We start from the raw sequence: 23,515 nt of genomic DNA, 5'->3' as shown, positions 1-23,515 counted from the left end.
CCCTGCATCTTGGCACCCACAATTCGACCCTCAGGTATATGTTCGGCACCCCACCATATCAGAGCAGAAGGCTCTGACATCTGCCCTGTACATGTCAATCATTCAACAAACAAATCCCACGCTTTGATGGCAGGAGTAAGAAAATTGCGAGATGATCCGGGCAGACCAAACTTTTCAGCACCACTTTGAGTGCGAATCGGGTAAGATTGTTTGAGAACGATTTTTACTCTTAGCCATGTTTGTTTCGAATGTGGAGACAGTCTTTAAAAGCACGTTTTATTTTGCTTGTCGGGCACCACGAGAAAAGGGCTGATATTCAAGAGGTTCATATACTTACGCGTCTATTTTTGGATTCTGTCCAAATTATGTCTTGTTTTAGGCGATCTGTGATTGTTCATTGGACTAGGGGATGTGCTGCTCTTCAGTCGAATTGATCGAAGTGGATTTTACCACATCGGGCGTTCTGTATTTGCTCGTGTCAAAAGTGAGTGGAGAATATTAAATGACCTTCCGAGATTTTTCCGAGACGCAACTTCAAAGTAATACTTCCAAGCAGAAACGCGGTCAGCGCCGTCGCGCCATTTATCGCAACGGTGCAAAGCGGTGTCTTGATATAGCTATGGTGCTGCTGACCTTGCCGGTTTCCCTGCCGCTTATTCTGGGCATGATGTGCCTTGTGGCATTCGACGGGCGCAGTCCGCTTTATGTCCAGAAACGCCTCGGGCGAGGTGGTCACGTCTTTTACATGGTCAAGATCCGTACAATGGTGTCGGGGGCTGATGCCCTGCTGGAGTATCACCTCCGCAAGAACCCCGAAGCCCGGCGTGAATGGGATGAAACCCAAAAGCTCAAGCGCGACCCGCGCATCACGCGAATGGGTTGTTTTCTACGTAAATCTTCGCTCGACGAACTGCCCCAGCTATGGAATGTGCTCAAGGGTGACATGTCGCTGGTTGGGCCACGGCCCATGATGGTGGATCAAGAGGCACTTTATCCTGGCAAAGCCTATTTCGAACTGCGCCCCGGCATCACCGGGACTTGGCAGATTTCGGATCGCAATGAGTCAAGTTTTGCCGAGCGGGCGGGCTTCGATACCCGTTATCTGGCTTCTTTGTCGCTCTCACAGGATCTTTTGATCCTGTTGCGGACGGTGACCGTGGTTATACGCGGCACTGGATATTGATACGCCAGCCTCGAAAGAAGTGTCGCATGTTATGTCACGAAATCTGATATACCATAATAGGACCGGCACAACTTGTCTGGTGCCTTGTGTGGATTGTTGTCTCGGCCCAAAGATGCAAGAGTAGTGACATGATTAAGACGACATTTCTGGCGCTTGCTACAGCGGGCCTGCTGTCTTTCTGCGACAATGCAGAAGAGAGAGTGGATAGACATTACAAATCGGGACTCGCGTTGCTGGAAGAGGGGGACGTGGATCGTGCCCTGGTCGAATTCCGTAACGTGTTCAAGTTGGATGGTCAGCATCGCGAAGCCCGGTTGAAATACGCAGAGGCCGAGCGCGCGCGTGGCAATATCCGCGAGGCTTATGGCCAGTATCTGCGGTTGGTGGAACAATATCCTGACAGTTTGCCCGGTCAGCGCGCTCTGGCGGAACTTGCGCTGCAGACCAACAACTGGGAGGCGGCACGCAAGCATGGGGCCGCTGCGGCGGAGTTGGCTCCCGAAGACCGTCTGGTACAAGCTGTGAATACGGCTGTGACCTATCGCGATGGGCTTGCCGCTAACGATACCTCAGCCCTGCGCGAGGCGGTGACGAAAGCCCAAGCGCTTGTGTCCGAGAACCCTGATCTGTTGCTGGTTCAGAAGGTCATCATCGACGATCTTGTGCGTGCGCAGGACTGGGCTGCCGCCCTCTCGGCCATTGATGCCGCCCTTGCTAAGGCGCCTGAAAACCAAGAACTCTACACGATCCGTCTCGGCGTTCTCAACCAGCTAGGGGAGACGCGTGAAATTCGGGCGCAGCTCGAAGAGATGATAACGCGCTTTCCCGACGATCCGACCGTGCCTGCCACCTTGGTCCGGTGGTACATGTCGCAGGGCGATACTGAGGCGGCCGAGGGCTTCCTGAAGCAACGGGCAGAGCAGGAGCCGCGCAATGTCGACGCTATCGTCATCTATATCGGGTTTCTCGCCGAGGTACGTGGTCGCGAGGTCGCCAGCGCCGAGCTGGACCGGATCATTGCAAGCGATCCGCCTGAACGGGATCGGCTGATCGCCTTGGGTGCAGGTTTCCGCTTTGATCTGGGTGATCGCGATGCGGCCATTGCCGAGATGGAAGCGTTGATCAAAGGTTCTGAGCCGACTGATACGCGGCGCAGGATCATGGTCATGCTGGCCCGTATGCTGGAGGCCACGGACAACAGGGTTGGGGCGCGGGCTCTGGTCGAACAAGTGCTGGAGGAAGACAACAGCCAAATCGAAGCGATGAAGATGCGGGCTGCATGGCTGATTGAAAGCGATCTGGCTGATGAGGCAATCGTTACTCTGCGGTCGGTTCTGGGGCAGGCTCCTAATGACGCGCAGGCAATGACCCTGATGGCCCAGGCTCATGAGCGTGCCGGCAATCGGGATCTCATGGCGGAGATGCTGAGCCGTGCGGTTGAGGCCTCCAGAAATGCGCCGGATGAATCCCTGCGCTACGCGCGCCATCTGATCTCGGAGGAGAGCCTGCGCACAGCAGAGACCGTGCTGATCAATGCACTGCGTTTGGCCCCTGACAACGCCGCCCTGTTGAGCGGGTTGGGCGAAATCTATATGCGCGAGCAGGACTGGCCGCGTGTGACACAGGTCATCGATACCCTGAGACGCCAGGACAATGTTCCGGCAGAGCGGATCGCCAATGAGCTGACCGCGCGTCAGCTTGCGGCGCAGGATCGCGAAGGCGAACTTCTGAGCTTTCTCGACTCGCTTGCCAGCGAAGGTGCGCAAGGCATGGGAGCGGCAGCTACGATCGTGCGCACCCGTCTGGCGCAGGGCGATACAGAGGGGGCGCTGCAATATGCACGTGAGACCCTTGAGGCCAATCCCGGTGATCTCAACGCGCGCTTTCTGATGGCGTCCGTTCAGGCGGTGGCGGGTGAGACCCTGGCTGCTGAGGCGGCTTTTCGCGACTTGACCGCAGAAGCTCCGCAGGATCAACGCTTCTGGCTGGCGCTCTACAATATCCACGCGGTGCAAGAAAATGCACAGGCGGCCCGGCAGGCAATTCTGGACGGGCTTGCCGCTTCCCCCGAGAATCTTCGGCTCAACTGGGCTCTGGCAGGTATTCTGGAAAGCGAAGGTGATCTTCAGGGGGCCATCGACATCTATGAGCGGCTCTATAAGGACAACAGCAACAACCTGATCATTTCCAATAACCTAGCTAGCCTGCTGGCAACCGGGAAGGACGATGCGGAGAGCCTCGAACGCGCCCATGAAATCGCGCGGCGCCTGCGTGACCGTGACGTTCCGGCCTTTCAGGACACCTATGGCTGGATCGCCTTTCGCCGCGGTGACTTTGGCGCAGCCCTTGCAGCGCTTGAGCCAGCGGCGGCTGGATTGCCGGAGGATCCGACAGTGCAGTATCATCTGGCTCGCACCTATGCCGCGCTCGAGCGCGACACAGAGGCTCTGGCCCAGTTCCGCAAGGTGGTCGAGGTTGCCGAGGACGGCCCTGTCCCTGCATTCATGGAAGAGGTCCAAGGCGAAATTGACCGGCTGTCCGCCCGTATTGAGTAGAACAGCATAGAGAGCGGTCGCGAAAACTCCCTGAAAGCGCTACAAATCTGCCGCAGCTTTGAGTTTTCTTGAATTTGCGTATTTTGCCGATCCATCAAATAGCGTAAATTTCATACAAAATGAGAAACGGGACAGAGGCACGAGATGATCAGATTTCTTACAGCGGTCCTTTTCCTGATGGGATCAGCCAGCATTTCCATGGCGCAGGACTTCTACCGCATCAAGCCGGGAGATACCTTGCAGGTTGAGGTTCTCGAAGATCCAAGCCTCAATCGGAATGTTCTTGTTCTGCCAGATGGGTCAATCAGTTTCCCGATGGCTGGTACGGTCAGGGCGGGAGGCCGCAGTGTCGACGTTGTCGCCAGCACCCTGTCGAAGGAAATGACCGGGAATTTTGCTGTCGAACCGACTGTTTTGGTCTCGGTCGCCGCCTTGGCTCCAAGGGATGCCCCGCGTGCTGCAGCTGGGCCCGAATTGATGAATATCTATATCGTGGGTGAAGCCAACACCCCCGGCCGCAAGGAGGTCTTGCCCGGAACCACGCTGCTCCAGTTTCTGGCAGAGGCGGGCGGGCTGTCCCGATTTGCGGCCGAGAAGCGCATTCAGCTGCGCCGCGTCGACCCAACGAGCAATCAAGAAACCGTATATCGCTTCAACTATCGGACGATGGGGGGGAGCGATAGCATCAGTGGCACGACGGTACTGGCCCCGGGCGACGTGATCGTTGTGCCTGAGCGGCGTCTGTTCGAATAAGGGCGGGCTGTGACGCGCTCCCATATCCTGATTGGTGCCGGATGTCTGTCTGTGTTCTCTCTGGGTGCAGGGCTAACACTCGCGCAGCAAGGCAGCGGCCCGGAAAATGGTGGTCCAGTTCTGACTTTTGGGCTCAGCTCGACGCTCAGCGCGACGGACAACTATAATCTTGACCCGAACAACAGCGAGAGTGCCGAGCTCTTTGACAACAGATTATCTTTCGGGTACCTGAACCAGCGCGCCAATGACGTCTTTCGCTTTGATGTGAGCGGGCTCTTGCGCGCCAATGAGCCGCCAGGCGATAGCCGCACATTCGACGATCAGAGCGCGCGGCTCGGCTATGATCGCCAAGGGGTGAACAGTGCCCTCAGCTTTGGGGCCGACTATAGTCTCGCCTCGATCAATTCGCTCGATCCGTTCGACCAAAATCGCTTCTTCGATGATCCGCTTGAAGAAAACGATCTCGCCGAAGATCAAGGCGACCGCCAGCAGATATCGAGCCGCTTCCGGTTTGAGGCCGGACTCGATAATCCGGTGGGCTTCATCCTCGAGGGACGTTACCGCGAGCAAACCTACAACGACACCACGGATCCTGATCTTTTCGATACCGAGCTTTTCAATCTTACGGGGACAACGCGATTCACTCTCAGCCCTGTCACCGAGGTGCGGACGATTCTGCGTTATGATGACTACACAGCGGATGATACCCAGCAGACGAACCGTCGGACCAGTAGTTTCAACTTGGGGCTCACACAGGCGCTCTCGCCGATAGATACGCTCGATGTCGTGGTCGGACTTCAGAGTATTGAAACCGAAGAAACTATTCTGGGAATACGTGACGCGGACACCCAGACGGGTTTGATCGGCAGTGTTGATCTCACGCGCGAACTCACACGCGGCACCATCGGCACGTCATTCGACCTGCGCGAAAGCGTGAACGGCCAGACCGCCACTTGGCTTGTCAACCGGGACGTGCCTCTGCCACGCGGTGCGATTGAACTCAGTCTCGGCGCCACCAGTGATGTGGATGACACGGTCCGCCCAGTGGGGAGCTTGGATTTCACTCACGAGATGAAGCGCAGCACCCTGACAGCATCGCTTTCGCGGCAGGTTACCACCAGTTCACGGTCGAACGAATTGCGCACCACGGAAGCCTCTTTGGGTTACAACTATGAGATCAACTCGTTTTCCGACATATCATTCTCGGCGAATTACGCTGAACTCAAACAGGCTGGCGGTCCGGCAGTAAATGACACCACGCGCACTGACCTGCGCGCCACCTATTCCCGCAACCTTACACCTGACTGGCGGCTCTCTTCTGGCTATGAATATCGGCTGCGTGATGAAACCGGGGTGGGCGACGCCTCATCAAACCGGGTGTTTCTTACACTTGAGCGAGAGTTTACTGTGCGTCCCTGATATTGGGCCACTGTACGTACTTGGAAAACAGCCTGTTCAGGCTCTGCTTTGAGCACGTATCCGACCCGTTTTGAATCGCTTTGGCGCGGATTTTCCGATAGAAATCCCAATAGCATAAATGCTGCTGGCATAGGTCAAGGTGGTGAGCCAATTTAAGGGGAGTGTGACAGCATGTCCATGACAGATCAGTCTGGCCCAAGGCTTTTCGCCCACCCGCTCAACCTGGGCGGGCTCTTGTGGTTTACGGTGCTTCTAGCCGGATCGATTCCGATCTTTTGGATCGGTTTTGTCTCGCTGGCACAGGCTTGGTCCACGGCTGAATACAGCCACGGGCCACTCATCCCACTCATCTCGCTCTATCTCTTCTTGCGGGAACTGCGACGTCTGCCGCCGCCAAAGCCCGTTGTGCACGATCGCGCGCCTGGGCTTATTGTCATTGTGCTGGCGCTCTTGCTGGCGATTGCAGGCAACCTGACTCGCATTCCCGATATCGTGACCTATGCCTTCATCATCTGGGTGGGCGGCGTTGTACTAACGATCTTTGGTTGGGAGCGTGGCAAGCTGCATCAGCTGGGCGTGGTGCATCTGATTTTCATGTTGCCCCTGCCGCAATTTGTCTATCTCAAGCTGACCATCGTGCTGCAGACGATCTCTTCGGAAATCGGTGTGTGGTTCGTGGCATTGATGGGCGTGCCGGTCTATCTCGAAGGCAATGTGATTGATCTAGGGATCTACAAGCTTCAGGTCGCCGAAGCCTGTTCTGGGCTGCGCTACCTTTTCCCGATCCTTAGCTTCTCCTATCTCTTCGCTATTCTCTATCGTGGACCAGTCTGGCACAAGGCGGTGCTGCTTCTGGCGGCTGCTCCCCTGACGGTGTTGATGAATTCCTTCCGCATCGGGATGATCGGGGTGATGGTCAACAGCTATGGGATTGAACAGGCTGAGGGCTTTCTGCACTTCTTTGAAGGCTGGATCATCTTTGGTGCCTGTATTGCGATCCTGTTCTTCATGGCCGTGGTCCTGCAGCGGCTGACACCGGATCCTAAACCCCTGTCGGAGGCAATTGATCTCGATACCAACGGATTTGGAGCGATCGCCGGACGCCTCGTGGGCATCCGCGCCTCGCGCGGGCTGATGGTGGGTGCGATCCTGACGCTTGCGGTCTCAGCTGGATGGGCGCTGCAGCAGGGCAAGGAACCCACGGCGGTAGATCGTGATCCCTTCGTGCTGTTTCCGCGGCAAGTTGGGGAGTGGTCGGGGACCTTCTCGATGCTCGACCCGGATATCGAGCGGGTACTGGGGGCAACTGACTACCTCGCGGCCTTCTATCGCAATCCTGAAGAGTCCGCTCCGGTCGAACTCTTCATGGCTTTCTACGACAAGCAGACCGAGGGTTCTGGCATCCATTCCCCTGAGGTTTGTCTGCCTGTTGGTGGATGGGAAATCTACAGTTTCGAGACCGTGTCGCTGGATATGGCGGGCACCGGCTTTGGCACCTTTGAAGCGAACCGCGCGATAATTCAGAAAGGACTGTCTGAACAGCTCGTCTATTACTGGTTCGAGCAGCGCGGCAAGCGTATGACCAATGATTTCAAGGCCAAGATGAGCGTGGTCTATGACAGCCTGACGATCGACCGTACCGACGGGGCTATCGTGCGCTACATAACCCCGATCCTCAAGGAGGAACCCGAAGGCGCAGCGGATGCGCGCCTGCAACGATTGATGCGGGAGAGCCTGCCCAAGATACCAAGGTTTGTGCCGGGGTGAGGGGGAATGGATGGATATGGCCGACCGTCTTCGGCGACGCCAAGATGACTACCGCTCTGCTCGACCGCCTCACGCATCACTGCGAGATCGTCGAAACCGGAAAAGAGTCCTGGCGCTTCAAGAACCGCGCCTGATCAGGATCTGCCCCGCCTCCGCAACATGACCGGCTGCGTCGGGACAGACCCTGATCACCACCAATGGGGGGCAAAATTGCACGCCAATAGGGGGTCAATGCACAGGAACCTAAGGTAGCACCAGTCCTGCGTGTGCTATGTGTTGGGATGCTCATCACCTTTGCAGGATTAACCCATCAGGCCTTGCTGCAACGCGCGCTCAAGTTCCGGCTACTGGCGATCCGAGCTTTGGTTTTAACTAGTTTGGGGGCATCGCGGGACGCGGTCCCCGATGATGCCGGAAATGTCACTTGTCGTTGGCCAGCACATGGCTGAACACGCTTCTCAGATAGGCACGCAGGAACCGTTCTTGGACTTGGCATAGAGTGTGAGAACGGCGGTGCAAAATTAGGCCACGGTAGCGGCGGGATCGTCTCGCTGCGGGCGGAGTAAAATCCTGCCACTTTTCCCTTCTTGCAGCAGCAGGGAGGGTGGGGAGATCTATACCGTGGAACTTTACAAGAAGGTTCGTCTGGCGTGCAGCGCGGGCATGAGCGCGCGAGCGGCGGCGAAGCATTTCAACATTTCGCGCGGGACGGTTGATAAAATGTTGGCCTTTTCGGTGCCGCCTGGCTATCGGCGGGAGGAGCCGATCAAGCGGCCGAAGCTGGATGGGTTCACCGAGATCATCGACGCCTGGCTTGAAGCCGACAAGACCGTGCATCGCAAGCAGCGTCATACGGCCAAGCGGATATGGGAACGGCTTCAAGCCGAGCATGGCTTCACCGGCGGCGATACGATCGTCAAGGATTACGTGCGTGAGCGTGAGCGGCGGACCCGGGAGATGTTCGTGCCGCTGGCCCATCCGCCAGGAGATGCGCAGGCGGATTTTGGCGAAGCCATTGTCGTCATCGGCGGTGTTGAACAAAAGGCGCACTTTTTCGTCATGGACCTGCCGCATAGCGATGCCTATTTCGTGCGGGCCTATCCGGCGGCGACGGCGGAAGCCTGGATGGACGGGCATGTCCGCGCTTTCGCCTTCTTCGGTGGTGTGCCGCAGTCGGTGCTTTACGACAACGACCGTTGCTTGGTCTCGAAGATCCAGCCAGATGGCACGCGCATCCGCGCCGCGCTGTTCAGCGGCTTGCAGTCGCATTACCTGTTTTGGGATCGCTATGGTCGGCCCGGGAAGGGGAACGACAAGGGCGCTGTCGAGGGGATGGTCGGCTACGCCCGCCGCAACCACATGGTGCCGACCCCCCACTTTGTCAGTTGGGACGCCTTCAATGCCGATCTTGAAGGGCAGTGCTGCGCGCGCCTGACGCGCATTCTTCGGGGTCACAAGGAGACGATCGGCGAGAGGCTGCAGCGCGATCTGGCCGCGATGCGCCCCCTGCCTGCCGCCCCGTTCGAAGCCTGCGGCCAGTCGGCCGGGCGGGTCAGCTCGTAGTCGCTCGTGCGCTATGACACCAACGATTATTCGGTCCCGGTCGCCTATGGCCACCCGGATGTCTGGATCCGCGGCTATGTCGATGAGGTCGTGATCGGCTGTCGTGGGGAAGTGATCGCCCGACACCCGCGCTGTTACGACCGCGAGGACATGATCTTCGATCCGGTCCATTACCTCCCGCTGATCGAGCGCAAGATCAATGCGTTGGACCAAGCCGCACCCTTGGCGGAATGGGACTTGCCCGAAGAGTTCCAGACTTTGCGCCGCCTGATGGAGGCGCGCATGCTCAAGATGGGCCGACGCGAGTATGTTCAGGTGCTGCGTCTGCTCGAGACCTTCGGTATAGATGACCTGCATGCCGCCGTGAAGAAGGCCCTGAAGCTGGGAGCGGTCGGCTTCGATGCCGTAAAGCACCTCGTGCTCTGTCAGGTGGAGAAGCGCCCCCCGAGGCTTGATCTCGATGTCTACCCCTACTTGCCGCGGGCGAATGTCGAGACGACGCGGGCGGCCAGCTACATGGCCTTGATGTCGGAGGCGGCAGAATGACCGATGCCCTGAAGATCCTGCTTGCCCACCATCTGAAGACGCTGAAGCTGCCCACATTCTTGCGGGAGCACGAGAAGGTTGCGCGCCAATGCGCCGCCGAAGGGTTGGACCATGTCCAATTCCTGTCGCGCCTGGTCGAACTGGAACTCATCGACCGAGAGCGGCGGATGGTCGAGCGCCGTATCAAGGCCGCGAAGTTCCCGGCCACAAAGAGCTTGGACAGCTTCGACTTCAAGGCGATCCCCAAACTGAACAAGATGCAGGTGTTGGCACTGGCGCGCTGCGAGTGGATTGAACGGCGCGAGAACGTGATCGCCCTTGGCCCCAGCGGAACCGGCAAGACACACATCGCCTTGGGCCTGGGCCTTGCGGCCTGCCAGAAGGGCATGTCCGTCAGCTTCACCACCGCTGCCGCGCTGGTCAACGAGTTGATGGAGGCCCGCGACGAACGCCGTCTGCTCCGCGTCCAAAAGCAGATGGCTGCCGTGAAGCTGCTGATCATCGACGAACTGGGCTTCGTGCCCCTGTCCAAGACCGGCGTCGAGTTGCTCTTTGAGATGATATCCCAGCGTTACGAGCGTGGGGCCACGCTGATCACCAACAATCTGCCCTTCGATGAATGGACCGAGACATTCGGCACCGAGCGGCTGACTGGCGCGCTTCTCGACCGGTTGACCCACCACGTCAACATCCTCGAGATGAACGGCGAAAGCTATCGCCTCGCGCAAAGTCGAGCGCGCAAGTCTGGCGACATCAACTGATCCAAACCAACCAGATTTGGCCCTGACGGGCCAAAGCGGCCAGTCACCCGCCGGCTATATGAAGAGCGCGGCTGACTGGCCGCCGCCCAATATGCGCGCCCCGCAGAAACCCAAAGTGGCCCAGTTTTACGCCGCCCCGTCGCCCAATTTTACTCCGGCGTTGACAAGAGTGGCAGCCTCAGCGCTGACTACGGACAGAAGCATCATCCCGGCGCGGGAAACCCCTCGGCAACCAGAGCAAACGGCAACGCCATTATCCCAAAATAGATATGAGCGGCGACCTTCACCCCGCAGAAGCGTAACTTGGCGGGGGTTACTTTTGTGGAGAAACTAACTTGACTCGAGAGGCCCTGTTACAGAAGTGGCAATCGACACCCCATGCAACAAGGTCGTTCAGCGGATCAACATGCGAAGGCCACCGCGTGCCAAGCTTAGCGCATTGGCCGGACGCAGGCGCAGACTATGCAGGAGCAGATGACGTCCGGCGCGTTTTCTTCCACAGCGATAGAGCGCCATCCCGGCTAGATATAGGAAGCTCCCGTATTCTTGCGGATACCGTTCGAACACGTGTTTGTTCTTTTGAAGAATTCTTAGGTAGCCTGTTGCTCTCTTTCGTGGCTTCGTCGAGATGCTGTCGGGGGAAATCATTGCAAGCACAACAGGTTCAGTAACCTCGAGGATAAGCTTATGTTGTGCGAGACGTACCACAAATTCCCAATCATTACTTGCTTTAGCGAGTGGATCGAACCATGTGATTTCCGGCAAGCAGTCCCGTCGAAAGAGCGCGTTCTGAAGGCTGATCCGACAATCCAGCAGGCTTCGTTTCAATTGATCTTCTTCTAACGTCATCCGCTTGGCCGGATCCGGGGCGCAAGTTACGCGGCCCGGGCCGTAAATCCGGGCGGCATCACGTCCATAAAGGATCTTTAGACCTGTCACGACCCCGACATTAGGTGGTTGGCTTTCAAGCAATTCCACCTGCCTAGCCAGTTTTCCGGGTAACCAGATATCATCACTGTCCTGAAAGGCGATATACCGTCCACGAGCCTCCGCCAAACCGACATTGCGCGCAGCCGCAGCTCCACTGTTGCGCTCAAGCCGAAAGTAGCGGATTCGTGGGTCCCCAAAATCTGAGACTATAGCTTCGATATTCTCGGTAGAAGCATCATCAACGATGATAAGCTCGAGATCTCCGAATGATTGATCCAATACGCTGCTCATTGCCTCAGGCAGGCTGTGTGCTCTATTGTAAGTAGGGAGTAACACTGAAACTACAGGGTTCATATAAACCTTTCTATCAGCCTTTGGTCGATTGTTCCGTTTAGGCAGTTATTTCGTGTTTCAGAAAACCAAGGCGCGCTATTCACAGCAGGGAACGAAGGGGACTACCTTGAAAAGTCGGTGTATTAAATAATTTCAGGATGTGAAGTTAATGTCGAGTGTAGAAAAAGCTGCTCATGGGAACTTTCCCGGAAAACAAGCAGCGAGTGCACCCAATCACAAAGCCCAGTGGTTACGCTTGATTGTGCCATTGTTGCTTATATCGTTGATTCTGCCTTTTATAATCAATATCGGCTCACTGCGTCTTTCAGTTTATCGTGTCATCCTGATAATTGCTTTTGTGCCGGTCACATTTGCTTGGCTCAGCGGACGCGCCGGACGCATCAGGGTGGCAGACATTGCGATGATTCTGCTTTGCAGTTGGGCCACGGTCAGTTTCATCGCAATTCATGGGCCTGACGGTGTCCAAGCCGGGGGAATTATGTTCATTGAAACTGTTGGCCCATACCTCGTCGCACGCGTTTACATCCGCACAGCTTCCGATTTCCGAGCGATGGTCAAAGTACTTTTCCTGATCGTACTGTTCCTTTTACCGTTTGCCATAATTGAAGCGTTGACCGGGCAAAATCTGCTGCTTGAGATCATGGACAGTATCTGGAATTCTTATTCCCGTGTCGCAAAGGATCCGCGATGGGGTCTGCAGCGAGTCCAAGCGACGTTTGAACACCCTATCTTGTTTGGCGTGTTCTGCAGCAGTGTGATCGCTCTTACTTATCTCGTCCTTGGCTATGAGAGATCCAGTTTCCAACGGATAGGCACCACTTTTCTAACACTGCTAACGGCTGGGCTGTGTCTGTCCGCTGGTCCAATGACGGCCATGACTGCACAACTTTTGCTGATAGGCTGGAACTGGATTCTGAAGTCAGTGGCTGCGCGATGGAAACTTCTCGCTGGTTTGATCGCCTCGATGTGGATTTTCCTTGAAATCACAGCCACCCGGTCTCCGGCACAGATCTTCATCTCCTACTTCTCGTTCAATTCTTTCAGCGCTTATATGCGTCTCCATATCTGGAGCTTTGGCACCGCTTCGATACTAGAGCATCCCGTGTTTGGAATTGGGTTTAATGAATGGGCACGGCCAAGCTGGATGAGTTCAAGTATCGACATGTATTGGATTGTTTCCGGTGTGCGTCACGGTCTACCAGCAACATTTTTTAGCTTTCTGGGATTTTTTTCCATTGTTGTGCCGTTGATGTTCCGCAAAGGCCTTGACGACACCCAGTCCATCTATCGGTTAGGAATTTTGTGTTGCTTGGCTTCATTTTTTCTGGCGGGCTGGACGGTACATTACTGGAACGCAACCTATGTACTTTTCAATTTCTTACTTGGAAGTGGTGTATGGCTGCTCGATGCTATTCCAGCTAGTGAGCAAAACACAACCAAAGAAGAATCACAGCCCCGTTCCAATTACCGACGATCAAACACCGTTCATGTGCCTACAACCCGCTTTAGACACCGCCGAAAATGACGGACATATGCCAAGGACACCCTGTTCGGACCGGAGCGCCTATCGGCGCGTGCCATTGATTGGGATCAAAGCGACCGCGGAGATTCATCAAGGCGCGCGGCCACGGTGCTGCAATCCAGACGCCGTATACATGGCCGCAGCCGAAATGATGCCAGCTTCAACCGGGATGCTCTTGCTCTGCGGGGGCCATCCATAAATGGTCAGAGGACAAAGGTCGAGCTGCGGTCCCTGAAATATGAGTGCGTTTACCTGCGCAGCTTTGAGACCGGATCACAGACCCGCAAGGGTATCCGGAAAGTGTTGGCCTATTACAACGCTGAGCGGCCCCACTCCACCCACGGAATCTTGACCCCCGACGAGGTCCATGCCAGCGAATAGAACCCATGAGTGTTGATTGTCACTGAGAACTGACCCTCAGCATGGACTCCGGCATGGAACGTGCCAGTCCCGTGAAAGTTAAGGATGATCTCCCTTGTCGGTGGGATCATTGCCGCCGCCCCCAGCGTCCGAAGGCAAGCTCCGCAGCCTCTGGGGCGATCCGATCAGCAACGTCGCGCGGCGGGGCGAGCTGGTGCAGCCCGCGCAGCGCCCCGATCGCTTGCCGCCCGCCGCCCGTCAGCGCTATTTTGGCGACCTGCATTATCGAGAAGGCGTAGGTCACCGGCAGCATTGGCCACGCAAACCGTGCCACAAAGCGCAACCGGTTGCGGAAGTTGAAATAGTTTGCGAATGCCGAGCCACGCCGGTTAATCGACCCGGAGCCGATCGCCGTGCCACCATGATGATGGACTACCGCCTCCGGACAGGTGAGAAGCGGCAGCACACCCCGGCGATAGGCCCAGTCTACTTCCTCGTAATAGAGGAAATAGTCCTCCCGAAGCGGTCCGACCATTTCGACGAAAGTCCGTGACGCAACCATATTGGCACCTGAGATGAAATCGAGGCTCCCGGCCAGAGGAGGTTTGGCTTCTGTGGGCAGGAGACCTTGATTGACGTTGTAGCAGACCCCCCCCGTCCAGCGCCTGATGCGCCCGCCGTCCGACTGGAGATAGCCGGGGGGGTCGAGATAGCGGGTTCGCCCGCCCATAAGTGCGAACGGGCCCGCCACCTTAGCGATGCGAACATAGGCGGCAGCAGTCCCAGGCTCAACAACGCTATCGGGGTTCAGTATCCAGAAGAGCTCGATCTCCGCTCGCGACAAAAACCAGGTAAGCCCGGCATTGACGCCGCCCGCAAAGCCCATATTGCGCGGCACCCGCAGTAGCGTGAGCCAAGACAAGTCTCCTTCGGTCGGCGCCTGGGCGCCCGCTTCGGCTTCGGCAAAGCTCACCCCGCAGCGGTCTGCCCAGTCGGCGACCAGCGCGGCGCTATCGTCCGGCGAGGCGTTATCACAAACAACAACGCGAAGCGTCGCACCGGTAGTGGCGATTAGGCTGTCGAGACACGCCTCAATGACATCTGCCGAGCAATAGGTCACGATAATCACCGAGATGGGCACCTTCGCCGCCCCCTCCGTTTCCTGCCCTTCTTGCATTATTTTTTATCCTAACGAGTGAGTGACACTACCCGCGCCGCTAAATTGCTTCGAGGATGGCGGCTTCGCCCAGCAAGATCAAGGCTGTTCTCTTGCGCCAACCGGACCGGAGTTGAAACGGGCTTGACCTCTCGGTCTAGACAGATTGACGCACGTTGCGTGTCTGGAGGCGTCGGGGAAGGATAAGGATCGGTTATAATTAGAGGATAAGACCGCATAATCTGAGGTAGCGTGGCACAAGAATTCACCAGTGGATTCCCTTTTGTCGGAAAAAGCACCAAATGCGCCAGGAAGCCACGTGAATGCCATAGCAAGATATAGTCCCTCCCTTAAATACCTTATCCAACGGGGCTTAGTGGCCGTCTCATTACCTCTCATGGGCATATTGCATTCCCGCTGGACTACAGGGAACGTCTTTTACAAACCTGTTTGCGAATGCCGATCTGCCAGCGTGACACTTAAGGCCCCATCGTTTACTCATCAGACGCGCCACCCAGAGCGCTCAGGACATCCTGACGCAGATCATTCACGCCTATGAACACCGGGCTAAGGCGGGGCAGATCCAGGAACGTGCGCTCGAAACCGACCCGAAGAAACTGGCGCTTTATGAGGCGGTCCTTGGTGATCTGATGGAACGGCTGGCCAGAACGTCTTGACTAAAGTGGTCTTCGGCAGAATTATTGCAGTGGTAGTGAGTTTCAATTAGCGTTTCCAGACGAGCATACGCGTTTTTAAAGCCCTATTGCACGAAGGAATATTAGCATGCCCTCTCGCCCAATACTCATGGTCGTAGCCTCGGCCGGAGGGCACTGGGTTCAATTAATGAGGATGCGCAAGGTTTGGGACGGATTGCAGGTCACCTATCTGAGTACCGAACCTGGCCTTGCGGACATCGTGAAGACCATGGCCCGGAATGAGGGTAACCCGCCGCCAAAATTTGCATCGGTCACGGATGCCAATCTCTCCGAGAAGCTACGCCTCATCCGTCAGCTTTTCGAGGTGTTTCTCCTGGTGCTGCGCCATCGGCCAGACGTGATCATCACCACAGGTGCCGCGCCCGGCTATTTTGCCCTGCGTTTTGGCAAGCTCTTAGGCGCGCGTACCATTTGGGTCGACAGCATGGCCAATGCCGAGAAACTGTCAAGATCTGGTAAGGAAGTCGGGAAGTATGCCGACCTGTGGCTCACGCAATGGGAGCATCTGGCGCGTCCCGAAGGGCCGCATTTCATGGGGGCGGTTCTGTGATCTTTCTGACCACCGGGACGCAACTTTCCTTCGACAGACTCGTGCGAGCGGTGGATGAATGGGCGGATGAAACCAAACCGTCTTGTGGCATATTTGGTCAAGTCCTGCCCGCGACTCATGACCCATATACGCCGCGAAACTTCGAAACCAAGGCGCGGCTTTCACCGGCGGATTATGCCGAAGTGTTCAGCAAAGCCAACCTCATCATTTCACATGCCGGCATGGGTACGATCCTGACGGCATTGACCCAAGACAAGCAGATCTGCATCATGCCCCGGCAGATCAAATATGGCGAACACAGGAACAACCATCAGCTCGCCACGGTCGAAAGGCTGAAAGAGCATCCCAGGCTTTTCAAGGCGCGCGACGAACATGACTTGCCCCGCTGCCTTGACGCGGCCATGCGGGCGGTCGGGACGTCGCAAACTGCGGCCATAGACCCGTTTGCTGCCGCGGATTTCACCGATAAATTACGAAAGTTTGTCCTTAACACCGGGAAGTAGAACTCGGCTAGTCCTCACTCTCTCGCAGCCACCATCCCGCAAGCCAACCCGCCAGAAAACCCCCAAGGTGGGTCTCCCAAGCGAGATTACCGCCCATTCCCCAGTACATAATGAGGTTGAGAAGGATGAGCAGCACGACCACCCGCAGCACCGGCCCGATCCCCTCATGTGCCAGACGACGGGCGGTATACTCCCAACTCGTGAGCGCCCCGGCCAGACCAAAGAGCGCGCCGGAGGCTCCGACCATGGGCTGCACTGCTGTAGACAGGACGGCAAAGCCAACAGCCCCTCCCAAAAGCGACAGCGCATAGATCACGGCAAAGCGGAGTTGACCCACATGCTCAATCACCAAGCGCCCAAGCGAGACGAGCGTGATCATGTTGACCAGAAGGTGCGCGGCCCCACCATGCAGGAACCCATAGCTGGCGAACATCACCACGGGCTGTGCAGCATAGTTTGGCTGCCAGTTGTCCAAGAGCCCCCGCCAAAACCCACCGTATTGATAGGTCAGTCCACGCCAGCGAGGAGATCCCCAGAGCCCGTAGTCAGCCCCTTGCAGGACGCCTTCGACCGCAACACAAACTAACAAAATCAGCAGTAATACGCCATGAGCGAAAACCCATACCCAAAGGGGCGAGCGTTCTGATGCTGAGTGTTGGTTGTCCATTCTATATATTCTGAGTCAAACTGGACTATTCCTAGGGTTAAATTATAGTGTCATGACGGACCATGCGTCCGCACTGGGTCCAAAAAGAACTTTGGCTTGAGGTTTAAAGCTGCCCGTTCAATGAAATGCCAAGATAGCACCGCACAGATGAGAGTGACGGGAAGCGCAATAGCAATGTTAACGAGCGGATCGGCCACACCCAAACTTGCGATAAGTTGCTGAGCCGGGAAGGCATAGATGTAGGTACCGTATGAATAGTCTCCCAGTCGGTTATAGCCGAGTTGTGCCCAAAAGTTGGTGACGGCCCTCGTCAGGCGGCAGTTTGAAGTTGCTTGATCCCGTCTTTGAACTCAACCCCCTGAATGACCTCGGGCAGGCGGTTTGGTCAGGAGATCCTCCACCATTTTTTCTTCGCTGACATCATTAGCCGGAAAACCATGAACAAGGCGGTCTTCCGGGTCAGGCAGCCCTTGGATTTCCGGGTCCGGTTCCTGACGGTGGCAAAGATGCTCTAGATCCGGTTTGTGTTGCGGATCTGTTTCCAATGCTCCGTCAGGAAGTCGTAGAAGGCGAGCAGTTCGTCGCGGTCCTTGACCCGTTTGGCGACCGCGCATTCGTATTTCACGCCGTAAGTTTCCACGAAGAGATCGAAAGCCGCCTTAGTCTTAGCCTGCCAGATGTCGTGCAGGTGCAACAACTTCAGATCGGCGTCTGAGTCCGGGCGGGGCTTGTAGTAGACGCTGCCCCGGCTGATCCCCAGAACGACGGCCTGCCGGCTGGCGCTCAATTGCGCAGTGGGATCGATCATTTTTTTGCGCTCAGCAACAGACCCGCCTTGTCGAGCGCGCCAGGCAAAAAGTCGGACAAAAAATCATCCTCCAGCGTCAGCTCTCCGAACTTTGCGTGCAGGGTCTTCACGTCGACCGCCGGTTCAGGCTCTGACTTCGTAGCTTCGCCGAACACCCCCGTCCTCCCTCAAGCAACGGATCACGCCATTGCTTGATCTGGTTCGGATGAGCGGCGAAACCCTGCGCCAACGCGATCAAGGTCTTTTCGCCCTTGATCGCGGCCACCGTCACTTTCGCCTTGAATTCCGGGCTATGATTCCGGTGTGGTCGTCTTGCCATGGTCTTCTCCTCGCTCGCAGCATCATGCTGCTGTTGCGCGGAAAATCCACCTATCCCGGCTGTTCAAGTTTCCGGAACCACCTTTGCTTGCCCATCTCAAACCCCATATCTGCCATGCTGATAGGGAATCACAGATATAGTCCCATGGAAATTCTGAAACGGAGAGGTCGCAACACGCTCTAATCACTCAGCCCTTTGAAGTTGGCGCAAGAAGGATGTGACATCCTCCCCCACTACGCTTGACGACAAAGAGGACAGATCGATTGTGCCAGACGCCTCTTTCTGGTCCGTCAGAATGTCAGGGCTCAGTTTAAATTCGTATTGGCGCACCCATTCCGTGCCTAGCAAGGCCTTAAGGCTATTTGCGAAAGGCGTCGCAGGCGTCAGCACCGGTCGCTTTGCGCTAAGTGCATGAATGATGGACCCTGAATGCAGGTAGCTGCGGAATGGTGCCACAATAACATCGCAGGCCCCCAAAGCCGCGCGATACTCCGCCGGTGTCAGATCATCAAACCACACTACGACACGATGATCTCTCTTAGCTTTTTCTTTCAGCATCAAAAGAAACGCCTCTGTTTCGGGACGACCATACTGAGGTCGCCCGCACAAAAGGAGGCGCAGATGTGGGGCAGTGGTCTGAATGAAGGTGTCGAGCAAATCTTCAACACCTTTATACGGTCTGATTTGACCGCAATAGCCCAGCACTCGGTTTTTGGGGATAAAGCCCAATTTCATCCGAGCGGCCCTACGCTCATCTGGCGAAAGCTCTGCGTCCGGATAGGCTGGGTGCCACGCTCCATGGCCAGGCTTGGCAGCAAGCTGCGGCAAGCCAGCCCTGACCTGGGCCACAGTGCCTGGTGCAAGCGTGAGAAAGGCATCAACCTTTCTTGCTAGCGCGCGGATATAGATTGGCCAGACGAGCTTTTGAAATCGCCGCGCATCATGCGGTGCAAGATTATGGACAACCCAAACAACACGGGTACTAGAAGGTGCGTTTCCTACCGCACTCAGAAGGCGCCACATCTTGATCAGAATCTGCCAGCGGCTGCGCGATTCCCCGAAAACACGCTCAGCCCAATGCAGAAGCAGGATGTCAGTGCCGCCTTTCGTGGCCTGGGCCAAGGCTTCGACAGTCTCAAGATTCTTTACCCGGCATCCATTAGCTTCGAGACCATCAAGAAAGATGTTTATAAAGGGATTATGTGTATCACCTTTTCCAGGCCAACTGGCCACATTGAGACCGATCAATTCATCCGTGGTCATCACCCATTTCCCTTTGCTCGCTGAAGCGGCCCTAAGTATTCATACAGTTTTTCAGCATCCGAAAGGGGTGTCCGTGTTATGTTTCATACTGCTATTTGTTACTTCTCGTCCAGCCAATATGCTTCATCTTGCATTTTACAATCAAGGGCGGCATGAGATCGCTCAGCATCATACAACTTAATACTGAACAACTACCGGTTGGTGCCGGTAGGATCAGCGATGTGGCTTTCGAGAGGTGGTTCCGGAAACTTGAACAGCCGGGATAGGTGGGTTTTCCATGCAAGAGCAGCATGATGCTCTAAGCAAGGAGAAGACCACGGCAAGACGACCGCGCCGGAATCACAGCCCGGCATTCAAGGTGCGGTGGCCGCGATCAAGGGCGAGAAGACGCTGATCGAGCTAGCACAGGATTTCGACGTCCATCCGAACCAGATCAGGCAGTGGCGCGACTAGTTCTATCGCAAGCCGAACACCTCGAAACCGGCCCCGGGACACAAGATCTACCCATATCTGCTGAGAAAACTGCCCATCACCCGGCCCAATCAGGTCTGGGTGAAGAAAATCACCTACATCCCGATGACGCGGGGTTCATCTATCTGGCGGCCGCGTTGGACTGGCTCACGTGGTGCGAGAGCCCGCACTTCGCCTTGAACTCAGGCGCAGGCGTCTTTCTCTTCGTCACTCCGGATCATCTCTCTTCTCAGGCGATTCACCTTAACAACTGGTCCCAGTTTCCGCGACCAACTCTATTTTGGGACAAGCTCGGCGAGCTATCGCTCATATGACAGCGAACTATTGCTCACATAATGGGACACGGTTGGCAATTGAGAGCAGTTACAGTTATCGACCCTACAAACCACAGAAAGAACAGATTTCGAGACAACAAAAGACCGATTCTAATGACACGTAGGATCGTTGCAGGCAAGCCGAGGAGCTCCAATGTCTACCATATATGTTTCAAACGCGTCGCAACTTTCAGCCGCGCTGGCGCGGGCAGCTGGCGGTGAGACGATCGTCTTAAGTAGCGGAAATTACGGCGCACTCGACATATCGGGCGAGTCTTTTTCCAGCTACGTCACACTGGTTTCCGAAGAGGAGCGAGGCGCGGTTTTTACCAGTGTCAATATTCGCAACACTGACTATCTTCGTATCGATAATGTCCATGTCGACAGCCCCAACAATGGCGGTGCGGCTTCGACGATTGTTTCGGTAAGTGATGGTAGCAGTCATATCCAATTCCTCAATTCCGAGGTCAACGGCAAAGTCGATGGTGTCTACAGTGGCCATTATGGACTTCACACCAGCGGGAATGTATCGGACGTGACGTTCGCTGGAAACTATGTCCACGACATTAAGATCGGCGGTGTTTTCTACAATGCCAAAGACTTGACGGTTAGCGGAAACACGATTGATTATACCGGTGCCGACAGTTTAAAGTTCATCGGTGTGCAAGACGTACTCATCGAAGGCAACATGGGTTCCCAGAACTTTTTTCCGGCCCCTGGAGAGCATCTTGACTTCATCCAGTTCCAAGGTAGTGATTCCAGCGATATCGTGATCCGTGGAAACGTCAGCCTGCCGGGAACCCATGCCAACGTGCAGGGGATTTTCTTTGACGACGCTCACTACACGAACGTTCTGGTCGAAGACAACGTCATCGCAACAGGCATGATTCGCGGTATCTCGGTGTCCAGTGGTACAAACTTCGTGGCACGCAACAACACTTTGATTAATCTGCCCGGTGAGGGCAGCAAGGCCACTAAAGTGATGGGCGCGGATCAAAGTTATGGCAACATCCAGACCTCTTTTCTGCAGGATGCTGGGAAAGATGCCAATCTCACTCTGCAGAACACCGATCCTGACAAGCCGTTTTATTTCGGCGACTTCTTCGCAAACCCCGAAGCCGGGCTAGGAATGACACTCGATGACCTCCTGCCCACACCCAATACCCTCGCGGAAACGATGGGAGCCGTCAGGACAATAGAGGCGTTTCTTGCCGGTAATATTCAAACCCAGGAACGCGAACCGGAAACAGGCCAAAACTCGGCACCAACCCCCGAGCCGACACCTGAACAACCGGCACCAACTCCCGTGCCGACACCTGAACAACCGGTACCAACTCCCGAGGGCGATACGGGCGGCACGGATCAGGGGCAAATCGACACTTCTTTGGACGGCGTAGCTTATGCGTCGATGGGCGCGCACGAATTCAATAGCGCTTCCGACGTGATCGAGGTCGCACATAACAGCAATTTGGCGTTGGACGCGGCGACCATCTCGCTCAGCTTCAACGCCGACACAGTATCTGGCGCGCGCGGACTAATCTCCAAAGACGCGACCTACTACACTGGCGGTGGGAACCACTTGGTCAGTTACATCGAGAACGGCGCCTTGATCGTGCGCTTTCAAGATGGTGCAACGGACGAGATCGCCCGAATTGGTGGTATCAAGGCCGATACCGACTATGACCTGCAGGTCTCCTTTGGCGATGGCAATGCGTCAGTCTGGCTAAATGGAGAGCAAGTGCACTCCGCCGATTTCTCGACGAGCTGGGCTACCAATGTGGAATATCTACAGTTCGGTGCCCGCGGCTGGTCCAGTAAATCCGGTGAGGCTGGGTTCTCGAATGTTTTCGACGGAACGATTTCTGATATCGTCGTAGCAGAGGGCAACCTGACCCCTGCGCAGTTGCAGAACCTGCTGTCGGACGCATCGGCTGACTCTGGAACTGCGGGTGGCACCCCGACACCGGAATCGCCACCGACCGGCATCATTGCCAATGTCGTCTATGAACAGGCTGCAGAACAGACGTTCAATGGCAGAACAGCCAGTATCGTGAATCTCGAACACAATGCCGCCTATGAGGTGCAGGAAGGCACGATCTCTTTCACCTTCAATGCCGACGACCTGAACGGAACGCAGGGATTGTTTTCAAAAGATGCCTTCCACTACGTGGGCGGCGGAAACCATGTATCGGTTATGCTCAAGGGAGATACGCTTTATCTTCGCTATCAGGATGAAGACAGCGAAGCGGCCTTCCGCGCCCCCGGCATCAAGGCAGGCGAAGACTACGACGTTCAAACATGGTTTGGAGACGGTGAAGTCGGCCTAGCTGTGAATGGCGAACTGATCGGAACCAAGGCATTCGACGTCGATCTAAGCCTGAATAATCAGAACTTGCAATTTGGCGGGCTCGGGTGGTCCAGTTCGGACGGCGGCGACCAGATCAGCAATGCGTTTGATGGCACGATTTCAGACATATTGATAGTTGATCAGGCCGTAACGATTGACCATGGCGATCTGATCGCCTGATTCCGGTCAAGTCGTATTAGCAACTGTGTCTAGATGATCGGATTTGAGTGCCGAGGAATGCTTGATTTGAGGATAGCGTTTACGATGGTTGCAAGCCAGCGCGCGATGGAGACGATAACGAGTTTGTGCGGTTTACCGCGCGCCCTGAGTTGCTGCGCGACCGGTTTCAGAACTGGATTGTGACAGGCGGCGGCAAGTGCGGCTTGGTACAGAAGATGCCTCAGGGCTCGCCGTCCTCCGGCGATTGCGCGCCTCTGCCTCGCACCCGTTCCCCATGACAATGGACCGATGTGAGGCAGGCGCGCAAACAGCATGGCCGCAGAAGCCGGGCCAGTACCGGGCCAGTACCGGGAATTGAACGCAGAAGTGTTGCTTTGGTTCTGTCGCAAATTTCCAGATAGGTTGGAAGCAGGGTAACGCTCCGGTGGGGGCCGTCTGACTTCGGCGACGATCCGATGATAAGTCCGACCTTATGTCCGATTTCATTTCTCGCCCTCAAATCGAAGTT

Annotated in this window: 14 protein-coding genes and 6 pseudogenes; 15 read left to right on the top strand and 5 right to left on the bottom strand. The window is 56.0% G+C overall.

Annotated features, from left to right (window positions below; translation table 11 throughout):
• The first annotated feature begins 502 nt into the window (after positions 1-502).
• From ACSSVY_RS20365 to istB, 8 genes and pseudogenes are all read left to right on the top strand, one after another.
• The gene (locus tag ACSSVY_RS20365; RefSeq protein ID WP_454271674.1) at positions 503-1,183 is read left to right on the top strand and encodes a sugar transferase; all 681 of its coding nucleotides are present in this window, start codon (positions 503-505) and stop codon (positions 1,181-1,183) included.
• 128 nt (positions 1,184-1,311) lie between these two features.
• Positions 1,312-3,738, top strand: coding sequence for a tetratricopeptide repeat protein (locus ACSSVY_RS20360; protein ID WP_454271672.1), 2,427 nt, complete (start codon positions 1,312-1,314; stop codon positions 3,736-3,738).
• Between the two features lie 198 nt (positions 3,739-3,936).
• Positions 3,937-4,491, top strand: coding sequence for a polysaccharide biosynthesis/export family protein (locus tag ACSSVY_RS20355; protein ID WP_454271670.1), 555 nt, complete (start codon positions 3,937-3,939; stop codon positions 4,489-4,491).
• Positions 4,492-4,500: 9 nt separating this feature from the next.
• Positions 4,501-5,910 (top strand): hypothetical protein, encoded by a 1,410-nt coding sequence (locus ACSSVY_RS20350; protein WP_454271668.1) that lies wholly within the window; start codon positions 4,501-4,503, stop codon positions 5,908-5,910.
• A 171-nt stretch (positions 5,911-6,081) separates the two neighbouring features.
• On the top strand, positions 6,082-7,677 hold the full coding sequence (gene xrtD, locus ACSSVY_RS20345) for a VPLPA-CTERM-specific exosortase XrtD (protein ID WP_454271666.1): 1,596 nt from the start codon (positions 6,082-6,084) through the stop codon (positions 7,675-7,677).
• Between the two features lie 17 nt (positions 7,678-7,694).
• Positions 7,695-7,811, top strand: a pseudogene (locus tag ACSSVY_RS20340) (ATP-binding protein); the annotation flags it as partial.
• A 478-nt stretch (positions 7,812-8,289) separates the two neighbouring features.
• A pseudogene (gene istA, locus ACSSVY_RS20335) lies at positions 8,290-9,786 on the top strand (IS21 family transposase).
• A complete protein-coding gene (gene istB / locus ACSSVY_RS20330) occupies positions 9,783-10,547 on the top strand; it encodes an IS21-like element helper ATPase IstB (RefSeq protein ID WP_454271664.1) in 765 nt (254 codons plus the stop codon). The pseudogene istA and the gene istB overlap by 4 nt, the downstream one beginning before the upstream one ends.
• Positions 10,548-10,940: 393 nt before the next feature.
• Here the strand turns inward: istB and ACSSVY_RS20325 are convergent, their stop codons facing one another.
• Positions 10,941-11,831, bottom strand: a complete 891-nt coding sequence (locus ACSSVY_RS20325; RefSeq protein ID WP_454271662.1) for a glycosyltransferase family 2 protein — start codon at positions 11,829-11,831, stop codon at positions 10,941-10,943.
• A 148-nt stretch (positions 11,832-11,979) separates the two neighbouring features.
• On the opposite strand from ACSSVY_RS20325, the gene ACSSVY_RS20320 reads away from it, so the two are divergent.
• Together ACSSVY_RS20320 and ACSSVY_RS20315 are read left to right on the top strand one after the other, a co-directional pair.
• On the top strand, positions 11,980-13,356 hold the full coding sequence (locus ACSSVY_RS20320; protein ID WP_454271660.1) for an O-antigen ligase family protein: 1,377 nt from the start codon (positions 11,980-11,982) through the stop codon (positions 13,354-13,356).
• Between the two features lie 222 nt (positions 13,357-13,578).
• Positions 13,579-13,734 (top strand): annotated as a pseudogene (locus ACSSVY_RS20315) (integrase core domain-containing protein); the annotation flags it as partial.
• A 106-nt stretch (positions 13,735-13,840) separates the two neighbouring features.
• On the opposite strand, the gene ACSSVY_RS20310 reads toward ACSSVY_RS20315, so the two are convergent.
• Positions 13,841-14,890: a glycosyltransferase family 2 protein gene (locus tag ACSSVY_RS20310; RefSeq protein WP_454271659.1), complete on the bottom strand. Its 1,050-nt coding sequence runs from the start codon at positions 14,888-14,890 to the stop codon at positions 13,841-13,843.
• An 822-nt stretch (positions 14,891-15,712) separates the two neighbouring features.
• On the opposite strand from ACSSVY_RS20310, the gene ACSSVY_RS20305 reads away from it, so the two are divergent.
• The gene (locus ACSSVY_RS20305) at positions 15,713-16,135 is read left to right on the top strand and encodes a UDP-N-acetylglucosamine--LPS N-acetylglucosamine transferase (protein ID WP_454271657.1); all 423 of its coding nucleotides are present in this window, start codon (positions 15,713-15,715) and stop codon (positions 16,133-16,135) included.
• Positions 16,132-16,638, top strand: coding sequence for a glycosyltransferase (locus ACSSVY_RS20300; RefSeq protein WP_454271656.1), 507 nt, complete (start codon positions 16,132-16,134; stop codon positions 16,636-16,638). Before ACSSVY_RS20305 ends, ACSSVY_RS20300 begins: the two co-directional genes overlap by 4 nt.
• Positions 16,639-16,645: 7 nt before the next feature.
• Here the strand turns inward: ACSSVY_RS20300 and ACSSVY_RS20295 are convergent, their stop codons facing one another.
• The 3 genes and pseudogenes from ACSSVY_RS20295 to ACSSVY_RS20285 all read right to left on the bottom strand — a co-directional run bounded on the left by ACSSVY_RS20295 (position 16,646) and on the right by ACSSVY_RS20285 (position 19,695).
• Positions 16,646-17,071: a rhomboid family intramembrane serine protease gene (locus ACSSVY_RS20295; protein WP_454271654.1), complete on the bottom strand. Its 426-nt coding sequence runs from the start codon at positions 17,069-17,071 to the stop codon at positions 16,646-16,648.
• Positions 17,072-17,615: 544 nt separating this feature from the next.
• Positions 17,616-18,432, bottom strand: a pseudogene (locus ACSSVY_RS20290) (transposase).
• A gap of 183 nt (positions 18,433-18,615) precedes the next feature.
• Entirely contained in the window at positions 18,616-19,695 is a 1,080-nt protein-coding gene (locus ACSSVY_RS20285) for a glycosyltransferase (protein WP_454271652.1), read from the bottom strand.
• 277 nt (positions 19,696-19,972) lie between these two features.
• Between ACSSVY_RS20285 and ACSSVY_RS20280 the strand changes: the two are divergent.
• The 3 genes and pseudogenes from ACSSVY_RS20280 to ACSSVY_RS20270 all read left to right on the top strand — a co-directional run.
• Positions 19,973-20,139 (top strand): annotated as a pseudogene (locus ACSSVY_RS20280) (transposase); the annotation flags it as partial.
• 12 nt (positions 20,140-20,151) lie between these two features.
• Positions 20,152-20,312: pseudogene (locus ACSSVY_RS20275) on the top strand (IS3 family transposase); the annotation flags it as partial.
• A gap of 322 nt (positions 20,313-20,634) precedes the next feature.
• On the top strand, positions 20,635-23,007 hold the full coding sequence (locus ACSSVY_RS20270; RefSeq protein ID WP_454271650.1) for a right-handed parallel beta-helix repeat-containing protein: 2,373 nt from the start codon (positions 20,635-20,637) through the stop codon (positions 23,005-23,007).
• Positions 23,008-23,515: the final 508 nt, after the last annotated feature.

This window comes from Roseovarius sp. MBR-51 (assembly GCF_053628575.1).
Note: the sequence above shows the minus strand (reverse complement) of the source record. Positions and strands in the feature narration are given on the sequence as shown.

What these genes read in the sequence shown, in the direction of transcription:
- ACSSVY_RS20325 (WP_454271662.1), bottom strand. Translation starts at nt 11,831, where the DNA reads ATGAACCCTGTAGTTTCAGTGTTACTCCCTACTTACAATAGAGCACAC.
- ACSSVY_RS20285 (WP_454271652.1), bottom strand. Translation starts at nt 19,695, where the DNA reads ATGACCACGGATGAATTGATCGGTCTCAATGTGGCCAGTTGGCCTGGA.
- istB (WP_454271664.1), top strand. Translation starts at nt 9,783, where the DNA reads ATGACCGATGCCCTGAAGATCCTGCTTGCCCACCATCTGAAGACGCTG.
- ACSSVY_RS20355 (WP_454271670.1), top strand. Translation starts at nt 3,937, where the DNA reads ATGGCGCAGGACTTCTACCGCATCAAGCCGGGAGATACCTTGCAGGTT.
- xrtD (WP_454271666.1), top strand. Translation starts at nt 6,082, where the DNA reads ATGTCCATGACAGATCAGTCTGGCCCAAGGCTTTTCGCCCACCCGCTC.
- ACSSVY_RS20365 (WP_454271674.1), top strand. Translation starts at nt 503, where the DNA reads ATGACCTTCCGAGATTTTTCCGAGACGCAACTTCAAAGTAATACTTCC.
- ACSSVY_RS20360 (WP_454271672.1), top strand. Translation starts at nt 1,312, where the DNA reads ATGATTAAGACGACATTTCTGGCGCTTGCTACAGCGGGCCTGCTGTCT.
- ACSSVY_RS20295 (WP_454271654.1), bottom strand. Translation starts at nt 17,071, where the DNA reads ATGTTCGCCAGCTATGGGTTCCTGCATGGTGGGGCCGCGCACCTTCTG.
- ACSSVY_RS20310 (WP_454271659.1), bottom strand. Translation starts at nt 14,890, where the DNA reads ATGCAAGAAGGGCAGGAAACGGAGGGGGCGGCGAAGGTGCCCATCTCG.
- ACSSVY_RS20270 (WP_454271650.1), top strand. Translation starts at nt 20,635, where the DNA reads ATGTCTACCATATATGTTTCAAACGCGTCGCAACTTTCAGCCGCGCTG.
- ACSSVY_RS20305 (WP_454271657.1), top strand. Translation starts at nt 15,713, where the DNA reads ATGAGGATGCGCAAGGTTTGGGACGGATTGCAGGTCACCTATCTGAGT.
- ACSSVY_RS20320 (WP_454271660.1), top strand. Translation starts at nt 11,980, where the DNA reads ATGTCGAGTGTAGAAAAAGCTGCTCATGGGAACTTTCCCGGAAAACAA.